This window comes from Pseudomonas sp. SWRI92, assembly GCF_014268685.1.
In the GTDB taxonomy this organism is placed as follows: Bacteria; Pseudomonadota; Gammaproteobacteria; order Pseudomonadales; family Pseudomonadaceae; genus Aquipseudomonas; species Aquipseudomonas marvdashtae.
In genome coordinates, this window is the sequence record NZ_JABWQY010000005.1 from 145,184 (window position 1) to 162,459 (window position 17,276).

The following is a 17,276-nucleotide window of genomic DNA, read 5'->3' on the forward strand; positions in this document are numbered from 1 at the left end:
CATGAAACACGATACAATCGAAAAAAACGTCGGCCTGCTGATGCTGCTGATGGTCCTTGCCGTGAGCATTGGTGGCCTTACCCAGATCGTGCCGCTGTTCTTCCAGGACGTGACCAACAAGCCGGTGGACGGTATGAAGCCCTACACCGCCCTGCAACTGGAAGGCCGCGACATCTACATCCGTGAAGGCTGCGTCGGCTGCCACTCGCAGATGATCCGTCCATTCCGCGCCGAGACCGAGCGCTACGGCCACTACTCCGTCGCCGGCGAAAGCGTCTGGGACCACCCGTTCCTGTGGGGCTCCAAGCGCACCGGGCCGGACCTGGCACGGGTCGGCGCGCGCTACTCCGATGATTGGCACCGCGCCCACTTGTACAACCCGCGCAACGTCGTGCCTGAGTCGAAAATGCCCGCCTACCCGTGGCTGGTGACCCAAGCAGTGGATAGCAGCCATACCGAAGGCAAGCTGCGCGCCATGCGCACCCTGGGTGTGCCGTACACCGACGACGACATCACCGGCAGCGTGGCCTCGCTCAAGGGCAAGACCGAAATGGACGCGCTGGTCGCCTACCTGCAAGTGCTCGGCACTGCCATCAAGAGCAAGAGGTGAGCCATGGTTCTTGAAATGAGTACTGGAATGATCCGCGGCCTGGGCACGGTCGTGGTGTTCATCGCCTTCATCGGCCTGACCCTGTGGGTATTCAGCAGCAAACGTCGTCCAGAGTTCGCCGAAGCGCGCCTGCTGCCGTTCGCCGACGAGCCGTCCGCCGACATCGCCACCCCCCAAGCCCCTGCACCAAGGAGTACCCGGCCATGACCACCTTCTGGAGTACGTGGATCTGCGTACTGACCATCGGCAGCCTCATCGGTCTGACCTGGCTGCTGATCGGCACCCGCAAGGGCGAGACCAAGGGCAGCGTCGACCAGACCATGGGCCACAGCTTCGACGGCATCGAGGAATACGACAACCCGTTGCCGCAATGGTGGTTCCTGTTGTTCGCCGGCACGTTGGTTTTTTCCGTGGGCTATCTGATTCTGTATCCAGGCCTGGGCAACTGGAAAGGCATCCTGCCCGGCTACGAGAATGGCTGGACCGGCGCTCATGAATGGGAAAAGGAAATGGCCAAGGCCGACGCCCGGTTCGGGCCGATCTTCGCCAAGTTCTCGGCCATGCCGGTGGAAGAAGTCGCCAAGGATCCGCAAGCCTTGAAGATGGGTGGCCGCCTGTTCGCCTCCAACTGCTCGGTCTGCCATGGGTCGGACGCCAAGGGCGCCTTCGGCTTCCCGAACCTGGCTGACAGCCACTGGCGCTGGGGTGGCAATGCCGAGACCATCAAGGCGACCATCCTGGGCGGTCGCATGGCGGCAATGCCGGCCTGGGGCGAAGTGCTGGGAGACGCCGGGGTCAAGAACGTCGCCGCGTATGTTCGCCACGACCTGGCTGGCCTGCCACTGCCGGCCGACAGCGGTGCCGACCTGCAAGCCGGCCAGCAGGCGTTCAACAGCACCTGCGTCGCCTGCCACGGCGCCAACGGCCAAGGGACCGAAGCGATGGGCGCGCCGAACCTGACACAACCGGCCGGTTTCATCTACGGCACCAGCCTGGCTCAACTGCAGCAGACCATCCGCCACGGCCGCCAAGGCCATATGCCGGCGCAGAATGAATTGCTCGGCAATGACAAGGTGCAACTGCTCGCGGCCTACGTCTACAGCCTGTCCCACGGCACTGGCGCCGAGCGCCTGCAAGCTGAACGCAAAAGCGAATAAATCCTGACCACACGAACAGTCGCATTCATCTGGATGCGGCTGTTCCGTGCCCCTGCGCGACGCATTGTCGCACCCCTCCCATCGTCTTCTTTCGGTTCCCCGCAATCGGGTCTAAGCTTGCCTCTGCGTGCACTGGCGACTGCCGGTTTCAGGTCGACCCGACCCGATGCGTTCGACATTCGTTCGTTGAAAAAAGCCGCAAAGGCAGGTGAATACCGGCTGTTGCGACAGTTGCCTGGCATCACCCGAACGTAGCGTTTGAACACACCCCGTTACAACCGACCCGACCCCCTCGCCTCTTTCCTTCGTTGCGACATTTTGCCGAGGGCCAATTTTGTCCCTACACCGAACATGGAAAGGCCGCAGAATCAGCTTTGGAAAGCATTGACCCAGGTCATGGCGCGTTGCAATGACCCCCCGCTTTCTCCATACTTGCGACCGATTTTTATCCTAATAAAACACCCAAACCGTGGAACCTTAGAATGAGCACAGCAATCAGTCCGACTGCTTATAACTATAAGGTAGTCCGCCAGTTCGCCATCATGACGGTGGTCTGGGGGATCCTTGGCATGGGGCTCGGTGTCTTCATTGCCTCGCAACTGGTCTGGCCGGAGTTGAACTTCGATCTGCCATGGACGACTTTTGGACGCCTGCGCCCACTGCACACCAACCTGGTGATCTTCGCCTTCGGTGGTTGTGCCTTGTTTGCCACTTCTTACTATGTCGTGCAGCGAACCTGCCAGACGCGACTGATCTCCGACAGCCTCGCCGCCTTCACCTTCTGGGGTTGGCAAGCGGTGATCGTCGGCGCGATCGTGACCTTGCCAATGGGTTTCACTACCACCAAGGAATACGCGGAACTGGAATGGCCCCTGGCTATTCTGCTGGCCATCGTCTGGGTGACCTACGGTTTGGTGTTCTTCGGCACCATCGTCAAGCGCAAGACCAAGCACATCTACGTCGGTAACTGGTTCTACGGTGCCTTCATCGTCGTGACCGCCATGCTGCACATCGTCAACCACGCGTCCTTGCCGGTCAGCTTCTTCAAGTCGTACTCGGCCTATTCGGGCGCGACCGACGCGATGATCCAGTGGTGGTACGGCCACAACGCCGTGGGCTTCTTCCTGACCACCGGCTTCCTGGGAATGATGTATTACTTCGTGCCAAAACAGGCCGAGCGTCCGATCTACTCCTATCGCCTGTCCATCGTGCACTTCTGGGCGCTGATCACCCTGTACATCTGGGCCGGCCCGCACCACCTGCACTACACCGCGCTGCCCGACTGGGCGCAGTCGCTGGGCATGGCAATGTCGATCATCCTGCTGGCGCCAAGCTGGGGCGGCATGATCAACGGCATGATGACCCTGTCGGGCGCCTGGCATAAGCTGCGCACCGACCCGATCCTGCGGTTCCTGGTGGTATCCCTGGCGTTCTACGGCATGTCGACCTTCGAAGGCCCGATGATGGCGATCAAGACCGTCAACTCGCTGAGCCACTACACCGACTGGACCATCGGCCACGTACACGCCGGTGCACTCGGCTGGGTCGCGATGATTTCCATCGGCGCCATCTACCACATGATCCCGAAACTGTTCGGTCGCGCGCAGATGCACAGCACCGGCCTGATCAACGCGCACTTCTGGCTCGCCACCATCGGCACCGTGCTCTATATCGCCTCGATGTGGGTCAACGGCATTACCCAAGGCCTGATGTGGCGTGCAATCAACGACGACGGCACCCTGACGTACTCGTTCGTCGAAGCCCTGCAAGCCAGTCACCCAGGCTTCATCGTGCGTGCCCTGGGCGGCGCGTTCTTCGCCAGCGGCATGCTGCTGATGGCCTACAACGTGTATCGCACCGTTCGTGCCTCTGACCCGGTTGAAGCAGAAGCCGCCGCCAAGATCGCCGTAGTTGGAGCTCACTGATGAAGCACGAAGCAGTAGAGAAGAATATCGGCCTGCTGGCCTTCTTCATGGTCATCGCCGTCAGCATTGGCGGCTTGACCCAGATCGTTCCGCTGTTTTTCCAGGACGTGACCAACAAGCCGGTCGAAGGCATGAAGCCGCGTACCGCCCTTGAACTGGAAGGCCGCGACGTCTACATCGCCAACGGCTGTGTCGGCTGCCACTCGCAGATGATCCGTCCGTTCCGCGCCGAAACCGAACGTTACGGCCACTATTCCGTTGCCGGTGAAAGCGTCTGGGACCACCCGTTCCTGTGGGGCTCCAAGCGTACCGGCCCGGACCTGGCCCGCGTTGGTGGCCGTTACTCCGATGACTGGCAGCGTGCGCATTTGTACAACCCGCGCAACGTGGTGCCGGAATCGAAGATGCCGGCCTACCCGTTCCTCGTAGAAAACAAGCTCGACGGCAAAGACACTGCCAAGAAAATGGAAGTCTTGCGCACCTTGGGCGTGCCTTACACCGACGAAGACATCGCCGGTGCCAGGGATGCCGTGAAGGGCAAGACCGAAATGGACGCGCTGGTGGCCTATCTGCAAGGCCTGGGCACCATCATCAAAAGCAAACGGTGATTTAGATGGATATCGGGATGATTCGTGGCCTGGGCACCGTCGTCGTGATGGTGGCTTTTATCGGCCTGGCCCTGTGGGTGTTCAGCCCCAAGCGCAAGTCGGAGTTTGAAGACGCGACCTTGCTGCCGTTCGCGGATGATCCCGAAGCCATCAAGCACGTCGAGCAAGCTTCTAGGAGTAACAAAGAATGACAACATTCTGGAGTCTGTACGTCACAGTCCTCAGCCTGGGAACGATCTTCGCCCTGACCTGGCTGTTGCTGTCGACCCGCAAGGGCCAGCGCAGCGAAGCCACCGAGGAGACGGTTGGCCATTCCTTCGACGGGATCGAGGAGTACGACAACCCGCTGCCGAAATGGTGGTTCATGCTGTTTGTGGGCACCATCATTTTCGCCCTCGGTTACCTGGTGCTCTACCCTGGCCTGGGCAACTGGAAAGGCCTGCTGCCAGGCTACAACTACCTGGACAATGAAAAGCAGACCGCTTTCGCCAACGGCCAGACCGGCTGGACTGGGGTGCACGAATGGGAAAAGGAAATGGCCCGCTCGGACGCCAAGTTCGGTCCGATCTTCGCCAAGTTCGCTTCCATGCCGATCGAAGAAGTCGCCAAGGACCCGCAAGCCCTGAAGATGGGTGGCCGCCTGTTCGCCTCCAACTGCTCGGTCTGCCATGGTTCCGACGCCAAGGGCGCCTACGGTTTCCCTAACCTGACCGACGCCGACTGGCGCTGGGGCGGCGAGCCGGAAACCATCAAGACCACCATCATGGGCGGTCGTCATGCCGTCATGCCAGGATGGGCTGCCGTGGTTGGCGAGCAAGGTGTTGCCGACGTAGCCGCTTACCTGGTGACCGGCTTGCATAGCCGTAAACTGCCGGAAGGCGCCAAGGCCGACCCGGCCAACGGCCAGAAACTGTTCGCAGCCAACTGCGTAGCCTGCCATGGCCCTGCCGGCAAGGGCACGCCCGCCATGGGCGCTCCTGACCTGACGCACCCGGCCGGCTTCATCTACGGTTCGAGCTTCGCTCAGTTGCAGCAGACCATCCGTTACGGTCGCCAGGGCCAGATGCCGGCCCAGGCCGATCTGCAAGGCAACGACAAGGTTCACCTGTTGGCCGCTTACGTCTACAGCCTGTCGCACGGCGAAAAGGCTCCGGCCGCTGACGCCCAATAAGGCAAACGCTTGAGACATCAAAGGCCCCGCCAATCAGATTGGCGGGGCCTTTTGTTTACCGGCTCGAAACAGGGGTAAAACTGTTCCACTTGCCGGCTCTTGATACTGGTAGTAACGTACCTACATTCAAGCGTTAAAGAGGGGCACTTCCATGTCCATCACCACCATCTCCAGCCGCGAATTCAACCACGACACAAGTGGTGCCAAAAAAGCCACCCGCGAGGGGCCGGTTATCATCACCGACCGTGGCAAGCCGGCCCATGTGCTGCTAAGCATTGAGGAGTACCAGAGACTGTCCGGCATTGGCGCGAGCATTGTCGAGTTGCTGGTCATGTCCGATACGCCGGATATCGACTTCGATACCGAGCGTGCCGTCATCACGCCCCGCTCGGTGGACTTGTCCTGAATGTTTCTTCTCGATACCAACGTCATATCGGAACTGCGCAAGCCCCAAGCAGACAAAAACGTCCAGGCCTGGGCCCGCAGCGTTCCGGCACCCAGCCTGTATGTCTCGGCCATTACCGTACTGGAACTGGAAACCGGTGTGCTGCGCTTCGAACGCAAGGACCCGACGCAAGGCAGTCGCCTGCGGGCGTGGCTGGATAATCATGTGCTGCCTGCCTTTGCCGGCAGGATCCTGGCTGTGGACCGCGCAGTCGCATTGCGCTGCGCTCGCCTGCACGTGCCCGACCGCAGCAATGAGTGCGACGCACTGATTGCCGCCACCGCCCTTGTCCATGGGCTGACTGTGGTCACGCGTAACGTGACTGATTTCCAGGCCAGCGGCGTGGCATTGCTCAATCCGTGGGCTGGCTGACGCCCATTCGACAGTCTTCAAGGCACCCCCTTCGTTTCGCCAACGCCATGCACTGTCTATAGTCAATTGATCTGGGTCATGACTTGTTACATCCGCTACACCATTCGGCCCTCACTCCCAACGCGACCAAAGGTCGCACCCTTGCACTAGAGCGACAGGCGTATCATTGCGCCACTGCAATGCCCTTTCTGACCGTGGTCGGCACGTACTGGCCTCGGCACTTTTCCACTGCCGTGGGATGCAATTGATGAGCAACCAAATTCCGGTACATGACGTTACCCCGCCTGCCAAGGACGCCAACAAAAGCGTCGACCTGTATGCCTCTCGGGAAAAAATCTACACCCGCGCCTTCACGGGCCTGTTCCGTAACCTGCGAATGGTTGGCGGGGCCTTATTGTTCCTGCTGTATTTCGGTACGGTCTGGTTGAGCTGGGGTGGCCACCAGGCCGTCTGGTGGAACCTGCCGGAACGCAAATTCTTTATTTTTGGCGCCACCTTCTGGCCCCAGGATTTCATCCTGCTGTCCGGGCTGCTGATCATCGCCGCCTTCGGCCTGTTTTTCATCACCGTGTATGCCGGACGAGTCTGGTGCGGCTATACCTGCCCGCAGAGCGTATGGACCTGGATCTTCATGTGGTGCGAAAAAGTCACCGAAGGCGACCGCAACCAGCGCATCAAGCTCGACAAGGCGCCCATGAGCGCCAACAAAATCGCACGCAAGTTCGCCAAGCACAGCCTGTGGCTGCTGATCGGTTTCGTCACCGGCATGACGTTCGTCGGTTACTTCACCCCCATCCGCGAACTGGTGTTCCAGTTCTTTACCGGCGAGGCCGATGGTTGGTCGTACTTCTGGGTCGGCTTCTTCACCCTCGCCACTTATGGCAATGCCGGCTGGCTGCGCGAACAAGTGTGCATCTACATGTGTCCCTACGCCCGCTTCCAAAGCGTGATGTTCGACAAGGACACCCTGATCGTTTCCTATGACCCGCGTCGCGGTGAAAGCCGCGGCCCGCGCAAAAAAGGCATCGACTACAAGGCGCTGGGCCTGGGGGATTGCATCGATTGCACGATGTGCGTCCAGGTCTGCCCCACCGGTATCGACATTCGCGACGGCCTGCAGGTCGAGTGCATCGGCTGCGCGGCCTGTATCGATGCCTGCGACAACATCATGGACAAGATGGATTATCCTCGCGGCCTGATCAGCTACACCACCGAACACAACCTTTCGGGCCAGAAAACCAATAAACTTCGCCCGCGCCTGATCGGTTATGCCTTGGTGCTGCTGGCCATGATCAGCCTGCTGGTGACGGCGTTCTTCATGCGCTCGCTGGTGGGTTTCGACGTCAGCAAGGACCGCGTGCTGTATCGCGAAAACGCCGAAGGCCGGATCGAGAACGTCTACAGCCTGAAAATCATGAACAAGGACCAACGCGACCATACGTACATTCTGGAAGCCGCCGGCCTGCCCGATCTCAAGCTGCAAGGGCGCCGGGAAATCAAGGTGGCCGCCGGCGAGATCCTCAGCCAGCCGGTTGAATTATCCAGCGCACCGGAACAGCTGCCATCGAGTACCAACGAGGTGACATTCATCCTCAAAGATGCCGATGACGACAGCGTCCATGTTGAAGCCAAGAGCCGGTTCATCGGCCCACAGACTCGTTGAGAGAAATGAACATGCCTGCAGCAACCGCCACCAGCCCTTGGTACAAGCACCTCTGGCCGTGGATCATCATTGCGATCCTGACCTGTTCAGTGACACTGAGCCTGACCATGGTGACCATCGCCGTGAAGAACCCGGACAACTTGGTCAACGACAACTATTACGAAGCCGGCAAGGGCATCAACCGCTCGCTGGAGCGAGAGTTGCTGGCCCAGACACTGCAACTGCACGCCAATGTGCAACTGGACGATGTGACCGGCGAAGTGGACCTGCGCCTGAACGGCAACAGTCGGCCCCAGACCCTGGAACTGAGCCTGATCTCGCCAACCCAGCCGGAGAAGGATCGCAAGGTCGTCCTGACCCGCAACGACAGCGAGCCGGGGCGCTACGTCGGCCAGTTGACGGACAAGATCGAAGGCCGGCGCTTTGTCGAATTGCTAGGCGTGGAGAGCGACCAGACCTGGCGCCTGTTCGAAGAAGAACAGATCAGCCACGACCAGGCCATCCTGCTTGGCGATGAGCCATTGCAAGGCGCTGAAGACCTGAAGAAGTAAGCCGATCCATTGTGGCGAGGGAGCTTGCTCCCGCTGGGTCGCGAAGCGGCCCCGTTTTTGGTCCAGCGATTCTTGCAGGCATATTGCGTTCTTAGATTACGACTGCTTCGCAGCCGAGCGGGAGCAAGCTCCCTCGCCACAAAAGGCTTCTTGCGACAACCATGACCACCCCACAGCACTGCTATCACTGCGCCCTGCCAGTTCCCCCTGGCAGTCGCTTCACCGCGACTGTCCTGGGCGAGACTCGCGAGCTGTGCTGCCCAGGCTGCCAGGCCGTGGTCGAGGCGATCGTCGCCGGCGGCCTGGAAGGTTATTACCAGCATCGCAGCGAAGCGTCGGCCAATCCTCAGACCCTGCCGGTGCAGCTGACTGAAGAACTGGCGCTGTACGATCGCGCGGACGTTCAGCAATCGTTCGTTCGCCATGACGGCGAGCTGGCCGAGACCACCCTGCTCATGGAAGGCATCAGCTGCGCCGCCTGCGGCTGGTTGATCGAAAAACAACTGCGCAGCCTGCCGGCCGTGGCCGAGGCGCGATTGAACCTGTCCAACCACCGCTTGCACGTCCGCTGGGCCGACGGGCAACTGCCGCTGAGCACGCTGCTCGCCGAGCTGCGCCAGATCGGCTACGCCGCCCATCCGTACCAGGCCGACCAAGCCTGCGAACAGCTCGCCGCGCAGAATCGCCTGGCCCTGCGCCAGTTGGGCGTGGCCGGATTGCTGTGGTTCCAAGCCATGATGGCGACCATGGCCACCTGGCCGGAATTCAACATCGACCTGAGCCCGGAGATGCACACCATCCTGCGCTGGGTTGCGCTGTTCCTCACCACCCCCATCGTCTTCTACAGCTGCGCGCCGTTTTTCAAAGGTGCCATGCGCGACCTGCGCACCCGGCACCTGACCATGGACGTTTCAGTGTCCCTGGCCATTGGCGGCGCCTATATAGCCGGCATCTGGACCGCCATCACCGGGACCGGCGAGCTGTATTTCGATGCCGTCGGCATGTTCGCCTTGTTCCTGCTCGCCGGCCGCTACCTGGAGCGCCGCGCCCGCGAACGCACCGCCGCCGCCACCGCACAGCTGGTCAATCTGCTGCCGGCTTCGTGCCTGCGTCTGGAGGACAGCGGCCAGAGTGAACGCATCCTGCTCAGTGAATTGCGCACCGGCGACCGGGTATTGGTGCATCCTGGCGCGGTGCTGCCGGCCGATGGCAGGATCCTCGACGGCCAGTCCAGCATCGACGAATCGCTGCTGACCGGCGAATACCTGCCTCAACCTCGCCGGGTGGGCGACACAGTCACCGCTGGCACGCTGAATGTCGAAGGTGCCTTGACGGTAGAGGTGCTGGCCCTTGGGCAGGACACCCGGTTATCGGCCATCGTGCGGTTGCTGGACCGGGCCCAGGCCGAGAAGCCACGACTGGCCCAAGTCGCCGACCGTGCCGCCCAGTGGTTCTTGCTGTTCTCTCTGGTCGCCGCTGCCGTCATCGGGTTGGTGTGGTGGCAACTGGATGCCGCTCGCGCATTCTGGATTGTCCTCGCGATGCTGGTCGCGACCTGCCCTTGCGCGCTGTCCCTGGCGACGCCGACCGCCCTGACCGCCGCTACCGGCACCCTGCACAAACTCGGCCTGCTACTGACGCGCGGTCATGTGTTGGAAGGCCTGAACCAGATCGACACGGTGATTTTCGACAAGACCGGCACCCTCACCGAAGGTCGCCTGGCGTTGCGCGCGATCCGAACACTCGGGGCACTCGACAGCGACCAATGCCTGGCCCTGGCCGCCGCCTTGGAAAACCGCTCCGAACACCCTATCGCCAGGGCTTTCGGCCGTGCGCCATTGGCCGCCGAGCATGTTCAAAGCACTCCCGGGTTGGGACTCGAAGGCGTGGTGGGCGAACAATCCCTGCGTATCGGCCATCCCAGCTTTGTCTGCGAACTGAGCGGCGCCGCAGTGCCGGTGATGCCAGACGAACCTGGGCAATGGCTGTTGCTGGGCGATGAGTTCGGGCCGCTGGCCTGGTTTGTCCTCGATGATCGCTTGCGTGCGGACGCGCCGGCCCTGCTGGCGGCGTGCAAGGCCCGGGGCTGGCGAACCTTGCTGTTGTCGGGCGACAGCTCGCCAATGGTTGCCAGCGTCGCCGCCGAACTGGGCATCGATGAAGCCCGCGGCGGCCTACGCCCGGACGACAAGCTGGCGGTGCTCCAGCAATTGCACCAGCAAGGCCATAAAGTGCTGATGCTTGGCGACGGCGTGAATGACGTCCCGGTGCTGGCGGCCGCGGACATCAGCGTCGCGATGGGCTCGGCCACCGACCTGGCCAAGACCAGCGCTGACGCGGTCCTGTTGTCCAACCGCCTCGGCGCCCTGATTCACGCCTTCAGCCTGGCCCGGCGCACCCGTCGGGTGATCATCGAGAACCTGCTCTGGGCCGGGTTGTACAATGGCCTCATGTTGCCGTTCGCCGCCCTCGGTTGGATTACGCCGGTGTGGGCCGCGGTCGGCATGTCCATCAGCTCGTTGACGGTGGTGTTGAATGCGCTGAGGCTGACCCGCCAACCCAAGGCGCAGGTGTTCGACGCCACGCCCGATACCCGTCCGCTGCCGGCCTGAGCCGCGCGGGCATGGAGTTCCGACATGCCAGCTCTCTACGTGATGATCCCGGCCGCGCTGCTGATCGTAGCCATCGCCGTCTACATCTTCTTCTGGGCCGTGGACAGCGGCCAATACGATGACCTCGACGGTCCGGCCCATAGCATTCTGTTCGACGACCAGGACCCGAACCACAAGGCCGCCGTGGACGAGGCCAGCGGCGACGAGCGCAAACCGGACGACAAGGTCCCGCCCCATGCTTGATCTGGCGCCCTTGCTGGTTTCGGCTGTTATCCTTGGTCTTTTGGGTGGTGGACATTGCCTGGGCATGTGCGGCGGGCTGATGGGCGCCCTGACCCTGGCGATTCCCAAGGAACAGCGCAGCCGGCGCTTTCGATTGTTGCTGGCCTACAACCTCGGACGAATCCTCAGTTACGCCACGGCCGGCTTGCTGATCGGCCTGGCCGGCTGGGCCGTGGCAAACAGCCCGGCGGCAATGGCCATGCGGGTGCTGGCCGGTCTGTTGCTGATCGCCATGGGCCTGTATCTGGCAGGTTGGTGGAGTGGCCTGACACGGATCGAAAGCGTTGGACGTGGCCTGTGGCGGCATATCCAACCCGTCGCCAATCGCCTGCTGCCGGTGTCGAGCCTGCCCCGGGCCCTGCTGCTCGGCGCGCTGTGGGGTTGGTTGCCGTGCGGGTTGGTCTACAGCACCCTGCTGTGGTCCGCCAGCCAAGGCAATGCGCTGGACAGCGCGTTACTGATGCTCGCCTTTGGCCTGGGCACTTGGCCGGTGCTGCTCGCCACCGGCCTCGCCGCCGAACGCGTCACGGCATTGCTACGCAAACGCAGCGTGCGCATGGCTGGCGGCTTGTTGGTGATTGTCTTCGGAATCTGGACGTTGCCAGGGCCGCATCAGCATTGGCTCATGGGGCATTGATCCGGTTACACATCGATACGTTGGAAGCGCGCTTGCCCTGTTGACGCAAATCAACACGCTCCGTCCGCCGCCCCCATAAACTTTCAAGCATGCCAGCCTACCCGGGGAACGCCCGCATGCTCGACGCCATTCGTTGGGACTCAGACCTGATCCGCCGCTATGACCTGGCGGGCCCGCGCTACACCTCGTACCCGACCGCGGCGCAGTTTGCCGGCCAAGTGGGCAGTTTCGATTTGCTCCACGCCCTGCGCGATAGCCGCAAAACGCTCAAGCCGCTGTCGCTGTACGTGCACGTGCCGTTCTGCGCCAATATTTGCTACTACTGCGCCTGCAACAAAGTCATCACCAAGGATCGCGGCCGGGCCCATGTCTATCTGCAACGCCTGGAGCAGGAAATCCAACTGATCGGTTGCCACCTGGACCCGGCCCAGCGCGTCGAACAGCTGCACTTGGGCGGCGGCACGCCGACTTTTCTCAGCCATGCCGAGTTGCGTCAGCTAATGGCCAAGCTGCGCAGACACTTGAACCTGATGGACGACGATTCCGGCGACTACGGCATTGAAATAGACCCTCGGGAAGCCGACTGGTCGACCATGGGACTGCTGCGAGAGCTGGGCTTCAACCGGGTCAGCATCGGCTTGCAAGACCTTGACCCAACCGTGCAGCGCGCCGTCAATCGCCTGCAAAGCCTGGAAGAAACCCGCGCCGTGGTCGAAGCCGCCCGGACCCTGCAGTTTCGTTCGATCAACATCGATTTGATTTACGGCTTGCCCAAGCAGACCCCGGACAACTTTGCTCGCACCGTCGAGGAAGTCATCAGCCTGCAACCCGACCGCCTGTCGGTGTTCAACTACGCCCACCTGCCGGAACGCTTCATGCCCCAGCGGCGCATCAACAGCCAGGACCTGCCGAACCCGCCCCAGAAACTGGCGATGCTGCAAGGCACCATCGAACAGCTGACCGCCGCCGGTTACCGTTACATCGGCATGGACCACTTCGCCCTGCCCGACGACGAGCTTGCAATTGCCCAGGAAGAAGCCACCTTGCAGCGAAACTTCCAGGGCTATACCACCCACGGTCATTGCGACCTGATCGGTCTCGGCGTGTCAGCCATCAGCCAGATCGGCGACCTCTACTGCCAGAACAGCAGCGATTTGAACCATTACCAAAATACCCTGGCCGACGGGCAACTGGCGACCAGCCGCGGGCTGGTGTGCAACGCTGACGACCGGCTGCGACGGGCGGTGATCCAACAGCTGATCTGCCATTTCACGCTGGCGTTCGCCGAAATCGAGCATGCCTTCGACATCGATTTTTGCGAGTATTTCGCCTCGATATGGCCGCAACTAGGAGCAATGGCCGACGACGGGCTGATCGAATTGACGGATACGCACATCAAGGTATTACCCGCCGGGCGCTTGCTGGTGCGCTCGGTCTGCATGGTATTCGACGTGTACCTGGAGCATCAGAATCGACAGCGTTTTTCCCGCGTCATCTGAGCGCGACAATTTGACGGTGATACCGCGCTGGCCGGAGTTTGTGTGCTGAGTTACCCTTACGGCTTATGTGTGTTTTCCCACAAGGATTTAAGAAATGTCCGAGCCAGTCAAATCGCGCGCTCATAACCAGGCACACTGCAAGGATTGCAGCCTGGCCCCCCTGTGCCTGCCACTTTCGTTGAACTTGGAGGACATGGACGCGCTGGACGACATCGTCAAACGCGGACGTCCATTGAAGAAAGGCGAGTTCCTGTTTCGCCAGGGTGATGTTTTCAGTTCGGTCTATGCCGTACGCTCGGGCGCCTTGAAGACCTTCAACCTGAGCGACGGTGGCGAAGAGCAGCTCACGGGTTTCCACTTGCCCAGCGAACTGGTGGGCCTGTCGGGCATGGACACCGAGACCCACCCGGTCTCGGCCCAGGCGCTGGAAACCACCTCGGTCTGCGAAATTCCTTTTGACCGTCTCGACGAATTGTCCGTGCAACTGCCGCAACTGCGCCGTCAACTGATGCGAGTGATGAGCAGGGAGATCCGCGACGACCAGCAGATGATGCTGTTGCTCTCGAAGAAAACCGCCGACGAGCGCATCGCCACGTTTCTGGTCAACCTCTCGGCCCGCTTTCGTGCCCGCGGGTTCTCAGCCAATCAATTTCGCCTGAGCATGTCGCGCAACGAAATCGGCAACTACCTGGGCCTGGCGGTGGAAACCGTGTCTCGGGTGTTCACCCGTTTCCAGCAGAATGAATTGATCGCCGCCGAAGGCAAGGAAATTCATATTCTCGATCCGATCCAGCTTTGCGCCCTGGCGGGCGGCTCGGTAGAAGGCTGATACACCTGGGCGGCTGAGGCTTTCGCCCCGCCGCGCTATACTGCGGCGTTTGCAGCCAGCCAGGACACTTCGACGATGGTCTTCGACTCCTTCGACATCAAATCCCTGATACGCCCCGTTATCGACTTCCCCAAGCCCGGCGTGATCTTTCGCGACATTACTCCGTTGTTCCAGTCGCCCACCGCGCTGCGGCTGGTGATGGACAGCTTCGCCCATCGCTATGTCGAGGCCGGGTTCACGCATATCGGCGCGATGGATGCACGAGGCTTCCTGATTGGCTCGATCCTGGCCTATCAGTTGAACAAGCCGCTGGTGCTGTTCCGCAAGCAAGGCAAGCTGCCGGCCGACGTATTGGCCGAGGGTTACCAGACCGAATACGGAGAGGCCTTCCTGGAAGTTCACGCCGACAGCCTGTGCGAGGGTGATTCGGTGGTGATGTTTGATGACCTGATCGCCACGGGCGGCACGCTGATCGCCGCCGCCAACCTGATCCACCGCATGGGCGCGAAGGTCCATGAAGCGGCGGCGATAATCGATTTGCCAGAACTGCTCGGTTCCCAGCGCCTGGAAGACATGGGGATACCGACGTTCTGCCTGACGCAGTTTTCGCTCAGCGAACGATAATCGACGCCCCACGGTAGAACGTGTGGAAGCGAGCCTGCTCGCTCCGCACGTTACAACGCGATCGGCTTGCGCCCGGCAAATGAATGCGCCAATGTCCCGCCATCCACCAACTCCAACTCACCGCCCAGGGGCACGCCGTGGGCGATGCGGGAGGCGACCAGGCCTTTGTTGCTCAGCAGTTGGGCGATGTAGTGGGCAGTGGCTTCGCCTTCGACCGTCGGGTTCGTGGCAAGGATGACTTCGGTAAACGTACCCGCCTCCTCGACCCGCGCCATCAGTTGCGGAATGCCAATGGCCTCCGGCCCTAGCCCATCGAGCGGCGATAAATGGCCCTTGAGCACGAAGTAGCGACCACGGAAACCGGTCTGCTCCACCGCGTACACGTCCATCGGCCCCTCCACCACGCAGAGCAGGCTGTCGTCCCGACGCGGGTCGGCGCATTGCGGACAAAGGTCGTCTTCCGTCAGGGTGCGGCACAAGCGGCAATGCCCTACCCCTTCCATCGCCTGGCTCAAGGCCTGGGCCAGGCGTGAGCCGCCACTGCGATCACGCTCGAGCAACTGCAACGCCATACGCTGGGCGGTTTTCTGACCGACACCCGGCAAAGTTCGCAGGGCATCGATCAGTTGACGGATCAAAGGGCTGAAGCTCATGGAGGAAACGTCCGACATAACAACGAGACGCGGTTTATACCCGCGCCTCCGATTAGCGTCAAATACTCAATCGCGCGCGACCCGCACGACCAACTTGCCGAAGTTGCGCCCTTCCAGCAGACCGATAAATGCCTGTGGCGCATTCTCGAGACCGTCGACAAGGTCTTCGCGGAACTTGACCCTGCCGTCCCGCACCCAGGGCGCCATGGCGCTGATGAATTCCGGCTGGCGGTCACCGTAGTCATCAAACACGATGAAGCCTTGGATACGCACGCGCTTGGTCAGCAGCGTGCGCTGCAACTGCGGCAGACGATCCGGGCCACCCGGCGGCTGATGATCGTTGTAGGACGCGATCAATCCGCAGAGCGGGATGCGGGCCTTGGCGTTGAGCAGCGGCACCACCGCGTCGAAGACTTTGCCACCGACGTTTTCGTAATAGATGTCGATGCCCTGGTCGCAGGCCCGGGCCAATTCTTGCGCGAAATTCTCGCTTCGATGGTCGACGCAGGCGTCGAACCCCAGCTCGTCGACCACGTATTTGCACTTCTCGCTTCCGCCGGCCACGCCCACCACGCGCAGGCCTTTGATCTTCGCCACCTGGCCGACCACTGAACCTACCGCGCCCGACGCCGCGGCAACCACCAGGGTTTCCCCCGGCTTGGGTTGGCCGATGTCCATCAGCCCCATGTAGGCGGTCATGCCCGGCATCCCCAAAACCCCCAGGGCCATTGAAGGGCTAGGCAATCCCGAGGGGATGGGAATGACATTGCGGCCATCACTGATGCAGTGGCTTTGCCAACCCGTTGCACCCACCACCAGATCGCCCTCCTGGAACTTCGGATGCATCGAGCGCTCCACGCGACTGACGGCGCCACCGGTCATCACCTCGTCGATTTGCACCGGCGCGGCGTAGGAAGGTGCGTCGCTCATGCGTCCACGCATGTAGGGATCCAGCGATAGGAACAGCGTCTTGAGCAGGATCTGTCCCTCCGCCAGGTCCGGCAGCGTGACGTGTTCAAGACGAAAGTTTTCAGGGATGGGCGCACCTTCCGGGCGGGAAGCCAGGACGATGCGCTGGTTGGAAATCGACATGCAAGCGTCTCCTTGTTCGTTACGGGCACGTATAGGGAGCAGACCATTGTCGAAGGGGCGGCGTTCGATCTTTGTTCAGCCGAACGGCCCAGTGATTCGGCTGCATGGCGCAAACAAAAATGCCAGGCGCGATGCCTGGCATTGTGTGTAGCCCATCCCGATTGGGATGGCGAATCAGAACGGCAGTTTCATGCCCGGCGGCAGCTGCATGCCAGCGGTCATGCCGGACATCTTGTCCTGGCTGTTGGCTTCGATCTTGCGAACCGCGTCGTTGACGGCGGCGGCGAACAGGGCTTCGAGCATTTCCTTGTCATCTTCGCTCAGGCCTTCAACGACGCTTGGGTCGATGCTGACGCGCTTGATGTCGTGGCGCCCGGTCATGACCACGGTCACCATGTCGCCGCCGGACTTGCCGGTGACTTCAGCGTTGGCCAGCTCTTCCTGCATCTTGGCCATTTTTTCCTGCATCTGCTGCGCCTGCTTCATCAGGCCGGCCATGCCACCTTTCATCATGGGAATCACCTCGAAAGTACGTGAATAAACACA

At 61.4% G+C, this 17,276-nt stretch carries 20 protein-coding genes; 17 read left to right on the forward strand and 3 right to left on the reverse strand.

Annotated elements, in window-relative coordinates; all coding sequences use genetic code 11:
- The first annotated feature begins 1 nt into the window (after position 1).
- The 17 genes from ccoO (HU762_RS11230) (at position 2) to HU762_RS11310 (ending at position 14,985) form a co-directional block, all read left to right on the forward strand.
- A complete protein-coding gene (ccoO, locus tag HU762_RS11230; RefSeq protein WP_186636595.1) occupies positions 2–610 on the forward strand; it encodes a cytochrome-c oxidase, cbb3-type subunit II in 609 nt (202 codons plus the stop codon).
- A 3-nt stretch (positions 611–613) separates the two neighbouring features.
- A complete protein-coding gene (locus HU762_RS11235; protein WP_186636598.1) occupies positions 614–817 on the forward strand; it encodes a cbb3-type cytochrome c oxidase subunit 3 in 204 nt (67 codons plus the stop codon).
- Positions 814–1,767: a cytochrome-c oxidase, cbb3-type subunit III gene (gene ccoP / locus HU762_RS11240; protein WP_186636608.1), complete on the forward strand. Its 954-nt coding sequence runs from the start codon at positions 814–816 to the stop codon at positions 1,765–1,767. Before HU762_RS11235 ends, ccoP (HU762_RS11240) begins: the two co-directional genes overlap by 4 nt.
- Before the next feature lie 482 nt (positions 1,768–2,249).
- Complete coding sequence (gene ccoN, locus HU762_RS11245; RefSeq protein WP_186636610.1) at positions 2,250–3,692, forward strand: cytochrome-c oxidase, cbb3-type subunit I; 1,443 nt, start codon at positions 2,250–2,252, stop codon at positions 3,690–3,692.
- Positions 3,692–4,300 (forward strand): cytochrome-c oxidase, cbb3-type subunit II, encoded by a 609-nt coding sequence (ccoO, locus tag HU762_RS11250; protein WP_095943289.1) that lies wholly within the window; start codon positions 3,692–3,694, stop codon positions 4,298–4,300. The genes ccoN and ccoO (HU762_RS11250) overlap by 1 nt, the downstream gene beginning before the upstream one ends.
- 5 nt (positions 4,301–4,305) lie before the next feature.
- Positions 4,306–4,491, forward strand: a complete 186-nt coding sequence (locus HU762_RS11255; protein ID WP_003175465.1) for a CcoQ/FixQ family Cbb3-type cytochrome c oxidase assembly chaperone — start codon at positions 4,306–4,308, stop codon at positions 4,489–4,491.
- Positions 4,488–5,471 (forward strand): cytochrome-c oxidase, cbb3-type subunit III, encoded by a 984-nt coding sequence (gene ccoP / locus HU762_RS11260; protein ID WP_186609845.1) that lies wholly within the window; start codon positions 4,488–4,490, stop codon positions 5,469–5,471. The genes HU762_RS11255 and ccoP (HU762_RS11260) overlap by 4 nt, the downstream gene beginning before the upstream one ends.
- Before the next feature lie 151 nt (positions 5,472–5,622).
- Complete coding sequence (locus HU762_RS11265; RefSeq protein WP_186636611.1) at positions 5,623–5,877, forward strand: type II toxin-antitoxin system Phd/YefM family antitoxin; 255 nt, start codon at positions 5,623–5,625, stop codon at positions 5,875–5,877.
- Positions 5,878–6,288 (forward strand): type II toxin-antitoxin system VapC family toxin, encoded by a 411-nt coding sequence (locus HU762_RS11270; RefSeq protein ID WP_186636612.1) that lies wholly within the window; start codon positions 5,878–5,880, stop codon positions 6,286–6,288.
- A 247-nt stretch (positions 6,289–6,535) separates the two neighbouring features.
- Entirely contained in the window at positions 6,536–7,951 is a 1,416-nt protein-coding gene (gene ccoG, locus HU762_RS11275) for a cytochrome c oxidase accessory protein CcoG (RefSeq protein WP_186636615.1), read from the forward strand.
- A gap of 11 nt (positions 7,952–7,962) precedes the next feature.
- On the forward strand, positions 7,963–8,502 hold the full coding sequence (locus HU762_RS11280) for a FixH family protein (RefSeq protein ID WP_186636618.1): 540 nt from the start codon (positions 7,963–7,965) through the stop codon (positions 8,500–8,502).
- Positions 8,503–8,663: 161 nt separating this feature from the next.
- Positions 8,664–11,114, forward strand: coding sequence for a heavy metal translocating P-type ATPase (locus HU762_RS11285; RefSeq protein WP_186636620.1), 2,451 nt, complete (start codon positions 8,664–8,666; stop codon positions 11,112–11,114).
- A 24-nt stretch (positions 11,115–11,138) separates the two neighbouring features.
- On the forward strand, positions 11,139–11,357 hold the full coding sequence (ccoS, locus tag HU762_RS11290; RefSeq protein ID WP_186609851.1) for a cbb3-type cytochrome oxidase assembly protein CcoS: 219 nt from the start codon (positions 11,139–11,141) through the stop codon (positions 11,355–11,357).
- Positions 11,350–12,033: a sulfite exporter TauE/SafE family protein gene (locus HU762_RS11295; protein ID WP_186636622.1), complete on the forward strand. Its 684-nt coding sequence runs from the start codon at positions 11,350–11,352 to the stop codon at positions 12,031–12,033. The genes ccoS and HU762_RS11295 overlap by 8 nt, the downstream gene beginning before the upstream one ends.
- A 116-nt stretch (positions 12,034–12,149) precedes the next feature.
- Entirely contained in the window at positions 12,150–13,532 is a 1,383-nt protein-coding gene (hemN, locus tag HU762_RS11300; protein WP_186636624.1) for an oxygen-independent coproporphyrinogen III oxidase, read from the forward strand.
- Positions 13,533–13,626: 94 nt separating this feature from the next.
- Positions 13,627–14,361 carry a fumarate/nitrate reduction transcriptional regulator Fnr gene (fnr, locus tag HU762_RS11305; RefSeq protein ID WP_186636625.1) on the forward strand — a complete coding sequence of 245 codons (735 nt, stop codon included), beginning with the start codon at positions 13,627–13,629 and terminating at the stop codon, positions 14,359–14,361.
- Between the two features lie 75 nt (positions 14,362–14,436).
- Complete coding sequence (locus tag HU762_RS11310) at positions 14,437–14,985, forward strand: adenine phosphoribosyltransferase (protein WP_186636626.1); 549 nt, start codon at positions 14,437–14,439, stop codon at positions 14,983–14,985.
- Positions 14,986–15,035: 50 nt separating this feature from the next.
- On the opposite strand, the gene recR is transcribed toward HU762_RS11310, so the two are convergent.
- The 3 genes from recR to HU762_RS11325 all read right to left on the reverse strand — a co-directional run bounded on the left by recR (position 15,036) and on the right by HU762_RS11325 (position 17,243).
- Entirely contained in the window at positions 15,036–15,638 is a 603-nt protein-coding gene (recR, locus tag HU762_RS11315; protein ID WP_186636627.1) for a recombination mediator RecR, read from the reverse strand.
- A gap of 66 nt (positions 15,639–15,704) precedes the next feature.
- Positions 15,705–16,730 carry an NADP-dependent oxidoreductase gene (locus tag HU762_RS11320; protein WP_186636628.1) on the reverse strand — a complete coding sequence of 342 codons (1,026 nt, stop codon included), beginning with the start codon at positions 16,728–16,730 and terminating at the stop codon, positions 15,705–15,707.
- A gap of 174 nt (positions 16,731–16,904) precedes the next feature.
- The gene (locus HU762_RS11325; RefSeq protein WP_003183512.1) at positions 16,905–17,243 is read right to left on the reverse strand and encodes a YbaB/EbfC family nucleoid-associated protein; all 339 of its coding nucleotides are present in this window, start codon (positions 17,241–17,243) and stop codon (positions 16,905–16,907) included.
- Positions 17,244–17,276: the final 33 nt, after the last annotated feature.